Annotated in this window: 16 protein-coding genes and 1 other RNA gene; 8 read left to right on the top strand and 9 right to left on the bottom strand. The window is 59.8% G+C overall.

Annotation, left to right across the window (positions count from 1 at the left end):
• Positions 1–37 precede the first annotated feature (37 nt).
• On the bottom strand, positions 38–1,177 hold the full coding sequence (locus ACP2AU_RS15190) for an acyl-CoA dehydrogenase family protein (RefSeq protein WP_426377061.1): 1,140 nt from the start codon (positions 1,175–1,177) through the stop codon (positions 38–40).
• A gap of 142 nt (positions 1,178–1,319) precedes the next feature.
• Entirely contained in the window at positions 1,320–1,997 is a 678-nt protein-coding gene (rpiA, locus tag ACP2AU_RS15185; protein WP_426377060.1) for a ribose-5-phosphate isomerase RpiA, read from the bottom strand.
• Positions 1,998–2,131: 134 nt separating this feature from the next.
• On the opposite strand from rpiA, the gene ilvA reads away from it, so the two are divergent.
• Positions 2,132–3,667 carry a threonine ammonia-lyase, biosynthetic gene (gene ilvA, locus ACP2AU_RS15180; protein WP_426377059.1) on the top strand — a complete coding sequence of 512 codons (1,536 nt, stop codon included), beginning with the start codon at positions 2,132–2,134 and terminating at the stop codon, positions 3,665–3,667.
• Positions 3,668–3,813: 146 nt separating this feature from the next.
• Entirely contained in the window at positions 3,814–3,978 is a 165-nt protein-coding gene (locus ACP2AU_RS15175; RefSeq protein WP_426377058.1) for a hypothetical protein, read from the top strand.
• On the opposite strand, the gene ACP2AU_RS15170 is transcribed toward ACP2AU_RS15175, so the two are convergent.
• A complete protein-coding gene (locus tag ACP2AU_RS15170) occupies positions 3,960–4,598 on the bottom strand; it encodes a 5-formyltetrahydrofolate cyclo-ligase (protein ID WP_426377063.1) in 639 nt (212 codons plus the stop codon). The two genes, ACP2AU_RS15175 and ACP2AU_RS15170, sit on opposite strands and share 19 nt — an antisense overlap.
• Before the next feature lie 133 nt (positions 4,599–4,731).
• Here ACP2AU_RS15170 and ACP2AU_RS15165 point away from each other — a divergent pair, with 133 nt between their 5' ends.
• A complete protein-coding gene (locus ACP2AU_RS15165; protein WP_426377057.1) occupies positions 4,732–6,519 on the top strand; it encodes an SEL1-like repeat protein in 1,788 nt (595 codons plus the stop codon).
• Between the two features lie 8 nt (positions 6,520–6,527).
• On the opposite strand, the gene ssrS is transcribed toward ACP2AU_RS15165, so the two are convergent.
• The 5 genes from ssrS to ACP2AU_RS15140 form a co-directional block, all read right to left on the bottom strand.
• A non-coding RNA gene (gene ssrS / locus ACP2AU_RS15160) (6S RNA) lies at positions 6,528–6,708 on the bottom strand.
• A 61-nt stretch (positions 6,709–6,769) separates the two neighbouring features.
• Positions 6,770–7,066: a cell division protein ZapA gene (locus ACP2AU_RS15155; RefSeq protein ID WP_426377056.1), complete on the bottom strand. Its 297-nt coding sequence runs from the start codon at positions 7,064–7,066 to the stop codon at positions 6,770–6,772.
• Positions 7,066–7,272, bottom strand: a complete 207-nt coding sequence (locus ACP2AU_RS15150) for a TIGR02449 family protein (protein ID WP_061330711.1) — start codon at positions 7,270–7,272, stop codon at positions 7,066–7,068. The genes ACP2AU_RS15155 and ACP2AU_RS15150 overlap by 1 nt, the downstream gene beginning before the upstream one ends.
• 118 nt (positions 7,273–7,390) lie before the next feature.
• Complete coding sequence (locus tag ACP2AU_RS15145; protein WP_426377055.1) at positions 7,391–8,668, bottom strand: ABC transporter permease; 1,278 nt, start codon at positions 8,666–8,668, stop codon at positions 7,391–7,393.
• Positions 8,665–9,378, bottom strand: coding sequence for an ABC transporter ATP-binding protein (locus ACP2AU_RS15140; protein ID WP_426377054.1), 714 nt, complete (start codon positions 9,376–9,378; stop codon positions 8,665–8,667). The genes ACP2AU_RS15145 and ACP2AU_RS15140 overlap by 4 nt, the downstream gene beginning before the upstream one ends.
• Positions 9,379–9,445: 67 nt before the next feature.
• On the opposite strand from ACP2AU_RS15140, the gene ACP2AU_RS15135 reads away from it, so the two are divergent.
• Positions 9,446–9,961, top strand: a complete 516-nt coding sequence (locus tag ACP2AU_RS15135) for a DUF3299 domain-containing protein (protein ID WP_426377053.1) — start codon at positions 9,446–9,448, stop codon at positions 9,959–9,961.
• A gap of 4 nt (positions 9,962–9,965) precedes the next feature.
• Here the strand turns inward: ACP2AU_RS15135 and ACP2AU_RS15130 are convergent, their stop codons facing one another.
• The gene (locus ACP2AU_RS15130) at positions 9,966–10,508 is read right to left on the bottom strand and encodes a ZrgA family zinc uptake protein (RefSeq protein WP_426377052.1); all 543 of its coding nucleotides are present in this window, start codon (positions 10,506–10,508) and stop codon (positions 9,966–9,968) included.
• 187 nt (positions 10,509–10,695) lie between these two features.
• Between ACP2AU_RS15130 and ACP2AU_RS15125 the strand changes: the two genes are divergently transcribed.
• Genes ACP2AU_RS15125 through ACP2AU_RS15110 form a run of 4 tightly spaced genes read left to right on the top strand, consistent with a single transcriptional unit; the run spans position 10,696 to position 15,131 of the window.
• The gene (locus ACP2AU_RS15125) at positions 10,696–11,292 is read left to right on the top strand and encodes a UPF0149 family protein (RefSeq protein WP_426377051.1); all 597 of its coding nucleotides are present in this window, start codon (positions 10,696–10,698) and stop codon (positions 11,290–11,292) included.
• A gap of 12 nt (positions 11,293–11,304) precedes the next feature.
• Complete coding sequence (gene pepP / locus ACP2AU_RS15120; RefSeq protein ID WP_426377050.1) at positions 11,305–12,624, top strand: Xaa-Pro aminopeptidase; 1,320 nt, start codon at positions 11,305–11,307, stop codon at positions 12,622–12,624.
• 4 nt (positions 12,625–12,628) lie between these two features.
• Positions 12,629–13,915 carry a 2-octaprenyl-6-methoxyphenyl hydroxylase gene (gene ubiH, locus ACP2AU_RS15115; protein WP_426377049.1) on the top strand — a complete coding sequence of 429 codons (1,287 nt, stop codon included), beginning with the start codon at positions 12,629–12,631 and terminating at the stop codon, positions 13,913–13,915.
• Positions 13,905–15,131 (top strand): UbiH/UbiF/VisC/COQ6 family ubiquinone biosynthesis hydroxylase, encoded by a 1,227-nt coding sequence (locus ACP2AU_RS15110; RefSeq protein WP_426377062.1) that lies wholly within the window; start codon positions 13,905–13,907, stop codon positions 15,129–15,131. Before ubiH ends, ACP2AU_RS15110 begins: the two co-directional genes overlap by 11 nt.
• Positions 15,132–15,200 lie beyond the last annotated feature (69 nt).

Raw genomic sequence — 15,200 nt, 5'->3', positions numbered from 1 at the left:
CAGGCCCAAGCGTTGCTGGTGGCATCCTTTGGGCAGGTTACAGCCTGATTTGCTTGGCGATCAGCTCTTTCATGATTTCCGTGGTGCCGCCGCCAATGGACAGGATCTTGGCATCCCGGTACAGCCGCTCCACCACCGACTCCCGCATATAACCCATGCCGCCAAACAGTTGCACAGCTTCGCGGGTGACTTTTTCACAGACATCGACGGCGAAATTCTTGGCCATGGCGACTTGTTTGACCGGATTTTTACCGGCCTGCATCAACGCCGCGCAGCGGTAGGTGTATTCCCTGGCGATGTCGATCTGGGTGGCCATGTCTACCAGTTTATGGCGGGTAACCTGAAAGCCGGCAATGGGCCGGCCGAAGGCCTGGCGCTCCCTGGTGTATTCGAGCGCGGCTTCGTAGGCGATCTGCGCGGTCATGTAAGCCATGATGGACAGGCTCAGGCGTTCGGCCAGGAAGTTGCTCATGATGGCGATGAAGCCGGCGTTTTCGGCGCCGATCAGGCGGTCTGTCGGAACCCGGCAGTCTTCAAAGAAGAGTTCGGCGGTGTCGCTGGCCCACCAGCCCATTTTTCTCAGTTTTTGGCCAGTGGAGAACCCCGGGGTGTCGCGGTCGACCAGCAGCAGGCTGATGCCGGCATGGCCTTCACCGCCGGTGCGCACGGCAACGGTGTAGTGGTCGGCCCGGCTGCCGCTGGTGATGAAGGTTTTGCTGCCGTTGACGATGTAGTGGTCGCCGTCTTTTACCGCTCGGGTCTTCAGGTTGGCGACGTCAGAGCCACCGCCGGGTTCGGTAACGGCCAGGGCGGCAATTTTTTCACCTCGCAGGACCGGCGGCACGATGTGTTCCCGAATGTCTTTTTGCGCCCACTTGGCGACCGGCGGCAGGCCAATGTCCAGGGACCCGATGCTGGCAACGAAGCCGCCCGAGGTCGAACGCATCAGTTCTTCGGAAACCGCGACTTTCATGAAAATGTCGCCTTCACCAATGCCCCCCAGCGCCTCCGGAAAGCCAACGCCGAGCAGCCCGGCGTCACCGGCCAGGCGGTAGATCTCACGGGGGAATTCACCGGCCTCTTCCCAGTCGTCGATATGGGGCCGAACGTGGGTTTCAATGAATTTTCGGGCGGTATCGCGCACCTGTTGATGGGTTTCGTTGAAGTAGTCAGACACAGCGGGCTCCCGGGGTTCTTGTTTTTCGATGGGTTGAGTGTCGCGCAAATTCTACTACCAAGCAAGCGCTTGGTTTCGGCCTGGTCAGGCAATAAAAAAGCCGGCCCGACGGGCCAGCTTTCTGATTGGTACTGCAGGGACGTTATTCGCCGCGGGTGATGGTCTGTACGCCGCTGGATGTGCCGAGCAGCAGCAGGTCGGCAGGGCGGCGGGCAAAGAGTCCGTTGGTGACGACGCCGACAATGTTGTTGAGCTTTTCCTCCACCAGGATCGGCCGGGAGATGTCCATGTTGTGAATATCGATGATGATGTTGCCGTTATCGGTGACAAAACCGTCACGGTATACCGGGTCGCCTCCGAGTTTGACGATCTCGCGGCCAACGTGGCTGCGGGCCATGGGGATGACTTCTACGGGCAGCGGGAAGTCACCCAGGATACCGACTTTCTTGGATTCGTCGGCGATGCAGATGAAGGTTTTGGCGACCGCGGCCACGATTTTCTCGCGGGTCAGGGCACCGCCTCCGCCCTTGATCAGTTCCAGCGCTTCATTGGTTTCGTCGGCACCGTCTACATAGAATTCGATGTCGTTGACGGCGTTCAGGTCGTACACCGGGATGCCGTGTTTTTTCAGGCGGTCGGCCGTCGCTTCCGAGCTGGCAACGGCGCCGTCGAAGTCGTTGCGATAGTCGGCCAGGTAGTCGATGAAGTAGTTGGCGGTGCTGCCGGTGCCCACTCCGATAATGCTGTTCGGCTCCAGGTGGGGGGCAATGTGATCCACGGCGGCTTTGGCGACGGCTTGTTTCAGTTCGTCCTGGCTCATTGGGTGGCTCCGGCAGGTTTGTGTTGGATTTGGGGGTATTATACGCCTGAGGCCACTCTGCTTATAGACGGCAAGCGTGCAAACTTTCTACACTGTGGGTTTTTCCTGATCACTCACCAGCAACCGGAACTATCATGCCGCAACGCTATATCAAGAAGATCCTTGATGCGCGCGTCTACGACGTCGCCATCGAGACACCCCTGACTGAAGCCCGCAGCCTGTCCAAGCGTTTTGGCAACAATATTATGCTCAAGCGCGAAGACCTTCAGCCGGTGTTTTCCTTCAAGATTCGCGGTGCCTACAACCGGATTGCTCAGCTTTCCGAGGAGCAAAAGGCCAAGGGGGTAATCTGCGCTTCGGCCGGAAACCACGCTCAGGGCGTGGCTCTGGCGGCGAAAAAGCTGGGTATCAAGGCTGTGATTGTGATGCCCCAGACCACGCCCGAGATCAAAGTGCGCTCGGTGCGGGATCATGGGGCGCGAGTGGTGCTCAAGGGTGACGCCTTTGACGAAGCCGCGGCTCATGCCCAGGAGCTGATCAGGAAGCACGGGTATACCTATATCCCGCCTTATGATGACCCTGATGTGATCGCCGGCCAGGGCACGGTGGCCATGGAGGTTATGTGGCAGTTCAGCAAGCCCATTCACGCCATCTTCATTTGTGTTGGCGGTGGTGGGCTGATTGCCGGGATGGCGGCCTACATCAAATACCTGCGCCCGGAGATCAAGGTGATCGGCGTCGAGCCGGAAGATTCCAACTGTCTGCAGGCAGCGCTAAAAGCCGGTGAGCGGGTGGTTCTGGACGAAGTCGGCATCTTTGCCGACGGTGTGGCGGTCAAGCAGATTGGTGAGCATCCCTGGGAGATTTGCAGGGATCACGTGGATGAGGTGATCACGGTGTCCACCGATGAAATCTGCGCGGCGATCAAGGATGTGTTCGAAGATACGCGCTCAATTGCCGAGCCCGCCGGGGCCCTGGGTGTGGCGGGTATCAAGAAATACGTTGAGCGGGAAAAGATTGAAAACGAAAATCTGGTCGCCACGCTCAGCGGTGCCAATATGAATTTTGACCGCCTGCGTTATGTGTCTGAGCGTACGGAAGTGGGTGAAAAGCGCGAAGCGATCCTGGCGGTAACCATTCCGGAGAAGCCGGGCGCGTTCAAGACCTTCATCAATGCCTTGCACAAACGCAGTATCACCGAGTTCAACTACCGGTATGCGGATGCCAGCAACGCCACCATTTTTGTGGGTATTCAGGTTGCGGCTGGCGGCCACGGCCGCGAAGACCTGGTGCAGGAACTCCGGGAAAGCGGCTACTCGGTGGTGGATCTCACCGACAGTGACCTGGCCAAGCAGCACATCCGTCACATGGTCGGCGGGCACGCCCCCAGCATTGCTAACGAGCAGGTATTCCAGTTCGAGTTTCCGGAGCGCCCGGGCGCTTTGCTGAAGTTCCTGATGTCTCTGGGCACGCGCTGGAACATTTCCATGTTCCATTACCGCAATCATGGCGCTGCCTACAGCCGGGTGCTGTTGGGCGCTCAGGTTGAGGATGATGAGGTGGCGGACTTCGAGAAGATGCTCGCCAAGGTCGGTTTCCGTTATGAAAACATGACGGATAACGAGGCTTACCGGCTATTCCTGGGGGCTGGCAACGGACGTTCCTCCTGAGGGGCGTCCGTACGGTTACAGAACGGTAATCTGTCAAAAATTGTAAAAATGAAGTTGCGTGTTAGTCTTTCGTCTAATTCTATGAATCAGTAATAGTCGTCTGATTTTCCTGCCAATTAAACGAAAGAAAAACGGGAAGACATACCATGGGGAGCAAGCCTGACATCATCCGTGCCATTGTGCTTATCTTTGCTGTCGGCCTTGTGATTACCGGCTTCACGTCAATCCAGGCCTCTGAAGGCGCGCGCTCGGTGCGTGACGTTCCGGCTGTCGGCTATACCGTCCCGGCCAATCAGGGCTTGAAGCGATAATAGTGCTGATCCGTCACCACGCTGTGCAAAGGCACGTCCCAGGGCTCGATGGGTAGCTGGGCCACTTTCTGAAAGTCATGGGCCAGCCCGATCAGCTTGGGCGCCATGGCCGGGCGTAACCGGCTGAAGGCAAAGGTCCGGTCGTAGAAGCCGCCCCCCATGCCCAGCCGGCCTCCGGATTCATCAAATCCCACCAACGGAAACAGTACCGCGTCCAGTGCCCAGGCCGGCTTGCGCCTTGAACGCGGGAAGGGCGGTTCCGGAATGCCAAAGCGATTGGCCTGCAGTTGCACGCCCTCGGAATAACGGCTGAATACCAGCTTGCCCGGGTAAATCGGGTGAAGGATTGGCAGGTAAAAATGAATGCCTTTCTGGCGTGCCAGCTGGATGTATAGGGCCGGGTCAATTTCTCCGTCGTTAGCCAGATACACGCCGATATGCCGTGCCCGGTGCAGATCCGGGTGTTTCAGCAGGTTCAGCGCCAGGTTTTCGGAAGCCCGTGCCTGTTCATCAAAGGTCAGCGATCGCCGTTTCCGGCGTAACGTCTGGCGCAGTCCGCGGCGTGACAGCGGTTGCTGGTCGGTATCGGACTCGGTTTTGAGCGGTGGCTGGGTCAAAATGGGTGCAACCTGTTATCGGGCCGTTTGTGCTGATAAGCGAAGGCTATGTTGTACCACATCAATAAGGCGGTGTTAAAACTCTGCTAACCTGCAACGCATTGTTTATCTGCGATAAAAAGAGGCAATCTCTGGCATGAATGCTGTTATGAAGGCTCGCCTGTTGCTGGTCGTGGTCCTGGTCGTCGGCCTTTCCGGTTGCGCCACCGGGTCCCGGGATGTCTACCAGGTGGGTATGCGTGTTTTGAATTCCGGTGAATATGCGAATGCGCGCCTTCATCTGCAAAACTACCTTTCGGGTGACACGGAGAGTTATGAAGCGGGGCGGGCGCGCTATGAGCTGGCCCGGCTGATGTACCTCGGCCTTGGTGGGCCAAAGGATGAGCGCGCAGCGGCCGGGTTGCTGGAGCAGGAGCTTGAAAAACCGTTTTCCGTGGATGAACGCGCAGCGCGGCATTTGTTGGCCGAAATCTACCTGCGCGGCCAGGGCGTGGATCGCAATGTGGACCGAGTGGTAGAGCTTCTTCGTGCGGCGGATTATCCACGGGCAACGATTGATCTTGCGATGATCTATTGGGCCGGAAATCTGCTGCCACAGGATCGCAAACAAGCGGCAGCCATAGCCTCTCAGATCACGAATGTTGACAATATTCGGATGCTGTTTCGGCATCGTGCCCTGGCGGATTTATGCGCCCCGGACAGTCCGGAGACGGCGCCGGCCTGGGCCTGCCTGGATGAGGCAGATGAGCTGATTGTTCGCACTGCCGATGAAATCTGGCAGTCGACCCCGCCCGACGCCGGGATGGCGCGTATGGAATACCTGGCAAAACTTCACACCGCACTGGTTGATCCCGGTTTTGAGAGTCGGGCGGGCTGGTACCGCTACGCGGCCGGGATGGGCAGTGCCCGGGCCCAGTTCCGGTTGGCGCTTATCTGCGGTGCTCCGGATTCGCCCTGGTATAACCCCGAGGAAGCGAATCTCTGGCTGAATAAATCGGCGCAACAGGGCTTTGCAAAGGCTCAGTTGGCCAGGGGCGTTGAACTGGTGTCTGGGCCGGCGGTTGGTGATGAGGAATACCTCAAGGCACTGGACTGGCTGGCCCGTGCCGCCGACCAGGGTGAGACTGAGGCCAATCTGTGGCTCGCCCATCTGTACCTGAACCCGGTGGCCGGGCGCCCGCAGCAGCCTGCGCGCGCCATTGAGCGCCTGGAACAGATTGCGCGGGAGGACGATCGCGCCAAACACGGGCTGGCGGATCTTTACCTCTCGGGCCGCCCGGGTGCAACGGACACTCAGCGCCAACGCGCCATTGAACTGCTGGAAAGTATGGCGTATCGGGATGTGGAAGCGGCCTTCAAACTGGGCGCTGTTTACAGCGCGGGAATTGGCAATGTCGAGCCCAGCCTGGTGGATGCCGTGCGCTGGCTGGAACGTGCCGCCGATAAGGGCCATCTGCCGGCGCAAGTGCTGTTAGCGCAGGTGCTGCGAAAGGATGGCCGGAGCGAAAGCGCCGCCAAGGCCCGGGAGCGGTTCGTGTTCATGCCAGTTGCGGAGGTTCCGGAAAGCCTGCGCACGCCCGTCTCGAACGCGCGCTTTCGACAGGCGATTTATTATTCCCGACTCCAGGATGCCACAAGCAAGTCTGAACAGATTGTTCAGCTTCTCGAATTGGCGTCTGAAGAACAGAATCTGCCGGCACTGGCGCACCTTGGGCTGATGTACTATCGCGGTGAGCTGGTAGCCCGGGATTATGAGCTGGCCTATCAGTATCTGGAGCGCTGGGATTCGCGGTATCAGCAGCAAAAAGAGCGGGCGAGGTCGGATGATTCGGTATGGTCCGGGCTAATGTACGATCAGCGATTCGGCAACGACGATGCGCAGGATGCCTTGATGGACTTGAGACTCAGAGAACTGCAGAAATAGAAAAGTAAAAGCTTCCCGGGCTGCCGTTATCGGATGTAGCCCTTGAACCCAGTAGTTCAAGGTCGGTGGCCGCTGTGACATATTAGGCTTTCCCCCGCAGGGGACATGCTCACAATGCCCTAGAGTAGCCACCTGGGTATTGCTTATCGGCTCGAGGACGTACCCGACCAGCGAACAGCCCAGGAAGTTGATCCATTATACGGGCAGGGCCGGGGCCAAATGCAACCCCGATCGGGGATTCTTTCGTGAATCAGTTGCCGGAGGGTTCTCCAAGCGCGCCGTCGAGCCGGCTTCCCATGGAGCGCAGAATGTCGCTGGTGGCGTCTGACATGGTGTCGCGCTCCAGCAGTTCATGGGTGATGTTCAGCGCCGCCATCACGGCAATTCGCTCGGTACCGAATACCTTGCCGCCGGAGCGGATTTCCCGCATTTTGGTGTCCAGGTGCCTGGCGGCACGCAACAGGGCTTCCTGCTCTTCCTGTGGGCAGGCCACCAGATATTCCTTGTCGAGAATCCTGACTTCTACGGTGGTTGAGGTCTGTGACATCAATGGTGCTCCAGTGCCCTTAGGCGGCCGATCATGGCTTCAATCTTGTTTTTGGCAAGATCGTTCTTGTGCATAAGCTGGGCCCGCTCCCGGTTCCAGTCGTCCTGCAGTTCCCTCAGCAGGGCGTTGTCTTTCTCCAGCTTTTCGCAGCGCTCAATCAGCTTGTCCAGCTTGTCCGCTAATGCCTGTACTTCGGACTGTTCCATGGCCTGCCCAACGTCAGTGATTTTAATTGGAGTTACTATAAGTGTGCATGCCAGACCGGTCAATTTACCGCAATGTCATGGCGTGTACCCCGTGAGGTCTGTCACCTTTTACGTCAGTTCAGCTTTGCCTTTCTCCGCTGAAACCTTGCTGTCGGCCACCACGCCAGGTATTCAAGGCCGGCAGCGTTGAAACGGCAAACGCCGCCAGAGGCACCGAGCCAAGCAGCCACCATTCTGTGGTGGTTAGAGGGCGAAGCCGGATCTGCAGGCCGTAATGCTCCAGTATCCAGGGGCTCAGAACTCCGATGGCACCAGCCCCAACCAGGATTGCCAGCAGGCAGCTGACCAGCGCCAGTCCGACACACTCCAGACTGTACAGCCCGGCGATCAGGCCTGGTGAGGCACCGGTCGCCCGCAATACCGCGATTTCTCTTTGTCGTTGGGCCTGCAGGGTGAGCAGTACAGCAATCAGCCCCACCAGACTGGTCACCACGACAAAACCACTGATGCCCAGGAGGGCTTGCTCGAACTGGCCCATCATTTGCCAGAGCTCGCCCAGGGCCACACCGGGAAGAATGGCAGATAAAGGCTCCTGTCGGAACTGATTCAGTTCCCGTTGCAGCTGGAAGGTCAGGATCGGGCGCTCCAGGCCGATGAAGGCGGCGGTAATGGCATCCGGAGTGTAATCCCGGCTCCGGGCCTGATCTTTCGACAGCGTGCGCCCGGGTATGGCGACGCCGGATTCCCAGCCAACGTGCATGGCCTCCATGGCCTCCAGGCTGATGTACACCGCCTGGTCAACCGGCGTTCCGGTCGGCGCCAGTACGCCGGATACCCGGAACGGCAGGTCCGTGTGATTGGAGAAGCTGAGACGGCCGCCGCCATGGGAAAGCACCAGCTGATCATTCAGGCCATGACCGAGTTGGCGCGCTACACCGGCACCGAGAACCACATCGAAAAGGTCGGCAAACCACGCGCCTTCGGCCAGGGCAAGAGGTTGGTCATTGCCAAAGCGGAAGCGCGCCAGAAACTGGTCATTGGTGCTGACTACCCGGAAACCACGGTAGCTGTCGCCGAGGGAGATCGGAATCAACCAGTTGATGCGGTTGTCCTCTGCCATGGCTTGATAAGTGGACCAGCGGATATTATTGGTGGCGTCGCCAATATGAAAGACGGTATAGAGCAGCAAGTTCAGCTGGCCGCTGCGGGCACCGACAATGAGGTCGGTGCCGCTGATGGTGCTGGTGAACGACTGGCGGATTTCAGTGCGCAGATACTGGATGCCAAGCAGCAAGGTAACGCTCAGGGTCAGAGTCAGACAAACCAGAGCGAGCACCCGGCGGCGATACCAGAGGCTTGCGCTGGCCAGGCCAAGGGTCAGCCGAAGCTTGTTCATGCCGCTACCTCCAGAGTCAGGCGGTGATGAAAATGCCTGGCCAGCGCCGGATCGTGGCTGACGAACACAACCGAGCTGTTGTTTCCGGCGGCCAGAGAGAGCAGTAACTCAAGGAACCGATCCCGGTTGTTGTTATCCAGCGCGGACGTTGGCTCGTCCGCGAGAATGATTTCCGGCGCGCCGATCAGTGCTCGCGCCGCCGCCACCCGTTGCTGTTGGCCAATTGATAGTCGGGTAACGCTCTGATGCCAGTGGCTTTCCGGGATGGTCAGTTGTCTGAGCAAGTCCCGGGCTGCGTCAGCGGGCGCGGGAATCGCCCGGGCGTGACGCAGGGCCGATAACCGGCACGGTAACAGAACGTTGGACAGTGCGCTCAGGTAGGGCACCAGATTGAATTGCTGGAAAATAACGCCCATGTGATCTGCGCGAAACCGGTCCCGTTTGCTGGCTTTCAGGGTCGCCACGTCTTGCCGGAGCAGGTTCAGGTGACCGGAGTCGGGTGTCTGCATACCGGCAAGCAGGCCCAGCAGAGTGCTTTTCCCGGCACCGCTGGCCCCTTGCAGGAACAGGTGTTCGCCCCTGGGCAGGTGAATGTCCGGAAACGCCAGGGCTGTGCCCCGGTTCGGCCACCGAAAGCGCAGATTGCCGGTATCTATGGCCAGGTTCTCCGGGCGGTAGCCGTCGGTTACTTTTGCTGTCTTGGTGTTCATACCCGTTTGGTGCTCGCCGCTGTATGATGGTGCCGGTTGCTGATCTGTTTTGGGAGCGTTCGTGCTGATGTTCACTGATGTTTTGTCCCGCAAGTGCGTTGCCTGGTCCGGGCTGGCCTTTTTGTTGCTGGTTTCCGTGGCCGCCCGCTCAGACACCCGTGAGATCGACTGGCTGGAATTGATGCCAGCGGAAGATCTTGCGCTGCTTGAGAATATGCCGGAAATCGAGCATGAGGGCGATGGCCCACCCCTGCTGCCGGACGAAATCATGACCGGGCGGGTCGTGCCGGAAATGGGCAATGTTGAAGGCCGGATTCCCGGCTTTGTGGTACCGCTGAAAACCACCGGGGATATGCGCATCCTCGAGTTCTTCCTGGTGCCGTATTACGGTGCCTGTATTCATGTTCCGCCCCCGCCGCCCAATCAGATTATCCACGTGAAATACCCCGAAGGCTTCACTCTGGAAGCGCTGTACGATCCGGTCTGGATCGAAGGCAAGCTGGTGATCGAACATACGGAAAACGACCTCGGTGCATCGTCCTATTCCATGGTGGCGCAGTCGGTAGAGCCCTACGCCGAGTAGCGGCTCAGTCGGCAATCCGGATTCGCACCTCGCCGGGTTCCAGTGTCGTCAGGCCGACAACACCGGAGCTGATCCACTGAACCTCCAGGTGTTCCAGCGCCGGAAAGCGGTCTGTCAGCGGTGTGGTCAGCGTGTTTTGGTCAGCAAGCCCGTTGCAGGACAGCGACTGGAAAATTTCGAGATCACTGTGGCCGTTGGCAGTATGGCCCTGCTGCCGGCTTGTCTCGGGCCAGGCGCTCTGAACGCTGGCCTCCTCTGTTATGCAGTTGCCCTCCACAGTGTTGACCAGCGGCGTTGATGTTGCCCACTGTTCCAGACCCGCCAGCTGTTGGCGCTGCTGCCCGGTGCGTGGCGAGTGCTCGAGGCCCAGCAGGTTATAGGCAGGAGAGCGCAGAATGACCTCCGCGGTATTACCGTCGATGGCAATCTGGAGCACGGCGTGCCCGTGTTGATGGGCGCCGGGATTATCTGCGGCGTGCGTAACCACCGGAGCCAGCAGGATGCCTGCAAGTGCCGCGGTTACCCGGGAGGCGCTGTTTTTGTGCATGGCTTGTTCTCGTTCGTAATTGATATGTTATAACATTTTCAATCTGGCGTAAGAGAAAAGCAAGCCCCGTCTGCCCCGGTATTCGTGCCAGGATTTCCCCGGAATGCTAGGATAGAGTCCTCATCGGGGCGCAGCTCCGGCACGTATCTGAACGTGAAACCCACTGTCTGAAGGAATTTGCCTGTTCATGTCCGAAACCGATACCTCTGCAGCCCACGGGGCTGAATTCGAGCTCTGGGCCAATGTGTTTACCGCACACAAAGCATTCAGTCACCCTTCTGAACTGCACGGCGTGCTGTGTGGCCGTCTGGCGGCCGGCGCCCGAATTCAGGAAGCGGACTGGCTGGCCATGGTATGCGAGCACATGGGGCTGGCGGATGAGGCCGCACAAGAGTCGGATGATCTCGCAACGTTCATGAATGAGGCGTACGGCAAGGCGTTGCAACAATTGCAGTCTACCGATATGAGCTTCCAACCGTTGCTGCCGGACGATGAATACGCGCTGGAGCAACGGCTTGAAGCGCTGGTGGCCTGGGTTCGCGGGTTTCTTGAGGGAATGGCGCTGGCGGCAGGTGCGTCGCTGGGGCAGGCCCCGGACGAGATCCGCGAACTGATCGAAGACATGGTGGCCATCAGCCAGCTGTCTGAAGACGAAGAAGCGGATGACGAGAGTGAGCAGCAGTTGCTCGAAATTACCGAATATGTGCGTCTTGGGGCGTTGTCGGTGTTTACCGAATTCAATGCGCCGGCGAAGCCGGCAGGCGATGCGCCCACTTTGCACTGATCAGGAGCTTGTATGGCTGTGACGATTTCCACGAGAGAGTTTGCCGAGCGCCGCCGCAAGTTGATGGATCGAATGGCGCCAGACAGTATCGCTATTCTGCCGGCGGCGCCGGAGCGGGTTCGAAATCGCGATGTGTTGCATCCTTTCCGCCAGGACAGTGATTTCCAGTATCTGACCGGCTTTGGCGAACCCGAGGCCGTGCTGGCGATCATACCGGGCCGCGAACACGGCGAAGCGGTGCTGTTCTGCAAGGAGCGGCACCCGGAGAAAGAGCTCTGGGACGGTTTTCTGGTTGGCCCTGAGGGCGCGATCGAGCGCTATGGTCTGGACGATGCCTTTCCCATCGCCGATATCGACGACATCCTGCCAGGCATGATCGAGGGGCGCAGCCGGGTCTATTACCCACTGGGCAAGGATCCGGCGTTTGATACCCGGGTTATGGACTGGCTCAAGGTTATCCGCAGCAAGGTGCGCTCCGGCGCTCACCCGCCGGGGGAGCTGGTGGCGCTGGAGCATTTGCTTCACGACCTGCGGTTGTACAAGAGTGCGGCGGAGATAAAAGTCATGGCCAAAGCCGGTCAGATCAGCGCCGAGGCCCATCGCCGTGCCATGAAGCGAGCTCGCCAGGGAGGTTACGAGTACAATCTGGAAGCTGAGCTGATTCACACGTTTATGGCGCACGGGGCTCGCTCTACCGCCTATCCTTCGATAGTGGGCAGTGGTGCGAACGGTTGCATCCTGCATTACATCGAGAACGCGGCGCCGTTGAAAGACGGCGATCTGGTACTGATTGATGCCGGCTGCGAGCTCGAGTGCTACGCCTCGGATATTACCCGGACTTTTCCCGTCAGTGGCAAGTTCAGCCCAGAGCAGAAAGCCGTGTACGAAGTGGTGCTGGCGGCCCAGTACGCTGCGATTGACGCAGTGAAGCCGGGTAATCACTGGAATCAGCCCCACGAAGCGGCGCTCAGAGTGCTCACGCAGGGGTTGATCGACCTGGGCCTGCTCTCCGGCAACCTGGACGACGCTCTGGCAAACGAGGCCTACAAGCCGTTTTTCATGCATCGTACCGGTCACTGGCTGGGGTTGGATGTCCATGATGTGGGCGATTACAAGGTGGGCGATGCCTGGCGGGTACTGGAGCCTGGAATGGCGCTGACGGTGGAGCCCGGCTTGTATATCGCGCCCGATAACACCAACGTAGATGCTCGCTGGCGTGGCATTGGCATTCGTATTGAGGACGATGTGGTGGTGACCAAAGACGGTTGCCGCAATCTGACCGAAGACGTGCCCAAGTCCATCGCCGAGATTGAAGCCCTGATGGCAGGTTGACACTTTGGACAGCAAAACCGTGGATACTGATCTGATCATTGCTGGTGGCGGCCTGGCCGGGGCCACGCTGGCGCTGGCGCTGGCGCGGCTGGTTCCCGAGCTGAAGGTGACCGTGGTCGAGAGCTTTCCGCTTTCGCCCGAGGCGCCGCCTGAAGATTACCAGCCCAGTTACGACAGCCGCTCGACCGCGCTGGCCTGGGGTTCGCGGTTGATCTTTGAACAGTTGGGGCTCTGGCAACGGTTATCCGAGCACGCCACCCCCATTCGTCACATCCATGTGTCTGACCGCGGCCGGTTCGGTGCTACCCGTTTGCACGCGGAGGAGCATGGGCAGGATGCCCTCGGGTATGTGGCCGACAACCGCTGGATGGGGCTTTGCCTGATGCGCGCCCTGGGTGATACCGGGGTGCGCTGGCAGGCGCCGGCAGCGGTGACGGGTATGCAGCCGTTGGCCGGCGGCGTGAAAGTCGCCATTGATCAGGAGGGCGAACACCGGGAACTGACGGCACGATGCCTGGTGGTTGCCGATGGCGGGCGCTCGGGCCTGAGGGAGAAACTCGGTTTTGTTCCCCGCACTGAGCCCTACGGCCAGAATGCCCTGATTGCCAATGTATCCACCAGCAACAGCCACCAGTTCACCGCGTATGAGCGTTTCACCGAGAGCGGGCCGATGGCGCTGTTGCCCCACGGTGCTCCAGGCCAGGCCGGTCATCAGTCGGCGTTAGTCTGGACGCTGTCAGACGACAGGCTGGACCATGTGCTGGCCATGTCGGATGAAGAGAAATGCCAGGCGTTGCAGGATCGCTTCGGATGGCGCCTGGGGCGTTTTACCCGCATTGGGCAGTGCCATCATTACCCTCTGAAACTGACCACCGTGGATGAACCGGTGCGCCCGGGCGTTGCCTTGGTGGGCAATGCGGCCCACGCGCTGCATCCGGTGGCCGGGCAGGGGTTCAACCTGGCACTGAGAGGCTTGATGGCACTGGTGGAACAGTTTCGTCGTGCCGTGGATGACGATATTGCCATTGGCGACCTGGCTGTTTTGGGCCGGTACCAACAGCGGCATCGTCAGGATTGGCGGCAGACGGTGCAGTTCTCTGACTCGTTGATCCGGATTTTCGGCCAGTCCCTGGCACCAGTGGCCGTCGCCCGGGACGCTGGCCTGGTCGGGCTGGATCTGCTGCCAGGCGCCAAACGCCGGTTCGCGCACCAGGCCATGGGCACCGGAGGGCGAAAGATCCTGGCCGGCGTTGATTCACCCGTAACGGGGACAAAGCATGATGACTGGTAATTCGGTGCAATCGGACCGTTTTGATGTGCTGGTGGTTGGCGGCGGAATGATTGGTTCGGCGTTGGCCCTCGGGCTGGCTCGCCAGGGATGGTCGACCGCGCTGGTTGATGGAATGCCCGCCGCGGAGTTGCTATCGCCGGTTGAAACCGCCGGACAGGTTGATGATTTCGAGCCCCGGGTCAGTGCCATCTCGCTGGCCAGCCAGCAGCTGTTGGAAGCGCTGGGTGCATGGCGGCACGTGCAGGGCGGCCGACATTGTGCCTATCGGGGCATGACCGTCTGGGATGCCGAGGGCACCGGGCGAATCCACTTCGATGCCGCAGAATTGCACACCGATGCCCTGGGCACCATTGTCGAGAACCGATCGATTGTCCGGGCTCTGTATACCGAGCTGGCGAATAGCGATGTCGCGTTGTTTGACGCTGTGCAGGTGCGTGGCTGGAAGCCGGAGACCGGAATTGAGCTGGAGGATGGCCGTACGCTGGGCGCGACACTGGTGGTCGGGGCCGATGGTGGCCAGTCGCGGTTGCGACAGTGGGCCGGCCTGGCAACGCGGGAGTGGGACTACAACCAGCAGGCTATTGTATGCACCGTACGTACCCGGCAGCCACACCAGTACACCGCGTGGCAGTGTTTCTCCACCACCGGACCACTGGCGTTTCTGCCCCTGCTGAACGAGGCCGGCGATGCCCATTTCTGTTCCATCGTGTGGTCCCAGGATACGGTGGAAGCCCGGCGCCTGATGGCGCTTGACGCCGAGACGTTCCGGGCAGAGCTCGAACGCGCCATTGAACAGCAGTTGGGGCCCATTGAAACCGTATCGCGCCGTTTTGCCTTCCCCTTACGACAGCGCCACGCCAAAGATTATGTCACCGCAGGGCTGGCGCTGGTGGGCGATGCGGCCCATACCATCCACCCGCTCGCAGGGCAGGGGGCCAACCTCGGTTATGGTGATGTGGCAGCCCTGCTGGATGAACTGGGCCGGGCCCGGCGCCTGGTGCTGTCTCCGGCTGACCAGGCCGTGCTGGGGCGGTATCAGCGCCGCCGCAAAGGTGAAAATCTGAGCATGATGGCGGCGATGGAAGGGTTCAAGCAGCTTTTCGCCCGGGATGAGCTGCCGTTCAGATGGCTGCGCAATACCGGTATGCGCTGGCTGGACAATCTGGCACCGCTGAAAAATCGCGTTGCTGCCGAGGCCATGGGCATCAAACGCTAACGCTGTTCCATTCCTGGCAGCCGAAACTGTTCTCCGGCCGCGTGTTTTCGTAAACTCCGCGCGCTCTTT

The sequence above is a fragment of the Marinobacter sp. VGCF2001 genome (assembly GCF_049943275.1).
Lineage (GTDB): Bacteria > Pseudomonadota > Gammaproteobacteria > Pseudomonadales > Oleiphilaceae > Marinobacter.
Note: the sequence above shows the minus strand (reverse complement) of the source record. Positions and strands in the feature narration are given on the sequence as shown.

Coding starts and splice junctions, on each gene's coding strand:
- pepP (WP_426377050.1), top strand. CDS start 11,305: ATGGCTGTGACGATTTCCACGAGAGAGTTTGCCGAGCGCCGCCGCAAG.
- ACP2AU_RS15130 (WP_426377052.1), bottom strand. CDS start 10,508: ATGCACAAAAACAGCGCCTCCCGGGTAACCGCGGCACTTGCAGGCATC.
- ACP2AU_RS15125 (WP_426377051.1), top strand. CDS start 10,696: ATGTCCGAAACCGATACCTCTGCAGCCCACGGGGCTGAATTCGAGCTC.
- ACP2AU_RS15165 (WP_426377057.1), top strand. CDS start 4,732: ATGAATGCTGTTATGAAGGCTCGCCTGTTGCTGGTCGTGGTCCTGGTC.
- rpiA (WP_426377060.1), bottom strand. CDS start 1,997: ATGAGCCAGGACGAACTGAAACAAGCCGTCGCCAAAGCCGCCGTGGAT.
- ACP2AU_RS15140 (WP_426377054.1), bottom strand. CDS start 9,378: ATGAACACCAAGACAGCAAAAGTAACCGACGGCTACCGCCCGGAGAAC.
- ACP2AU_RS15110 (WP_426377062.1), top strand. CDS start 13,905: ATGACTGGTAATTCGGTGCAATCGGACCGTTTTGATGTGCTGGTGGTT.
- ACP2AU_RS15135 (WP_426377053.1), top strand. CDS start 9,446: ATGTTCACTGATGTTTTGTCCCGCAAGTGCGTTGCCTGGTCCGGGCTG.
- ACP2AU_RS15150 (WP_061330711.1), bottom strand. CDS start 7,272: ATGGAACAGTCCGAAGTACAGGCATTAGCGGACAAGCTGGACAAGCTG.
- ACP2AU_RS15175 (WP_426377058.1), top strand. CDS start 3,814: ATGGGGAGCAAGCCTGACATCATCCGTGCCATTGTGCTTATCTTTGCT.
- ACP2AU_RS15145 (WP_426377055.1), bottom strand. CDS start 8,668: ATGAACAAGCTTCGGCTGACCCTTGGCCTGGCCAGCGCAAGCCTCTGG.
- ilvA (WP_426377059.1), top strand. CDS start 2,132: ATGCCGCAACGCTATATCAAGAAGATCCTTGATGCGCGCGTCTACGAC.
- ACP2AU_RS15155 (WP_426377056.1), bottom strand. CDS start 7,066: ATGTCACAGACCTCAACCACCGTAGAAGTCAGGATTCTCGACAAGGAA.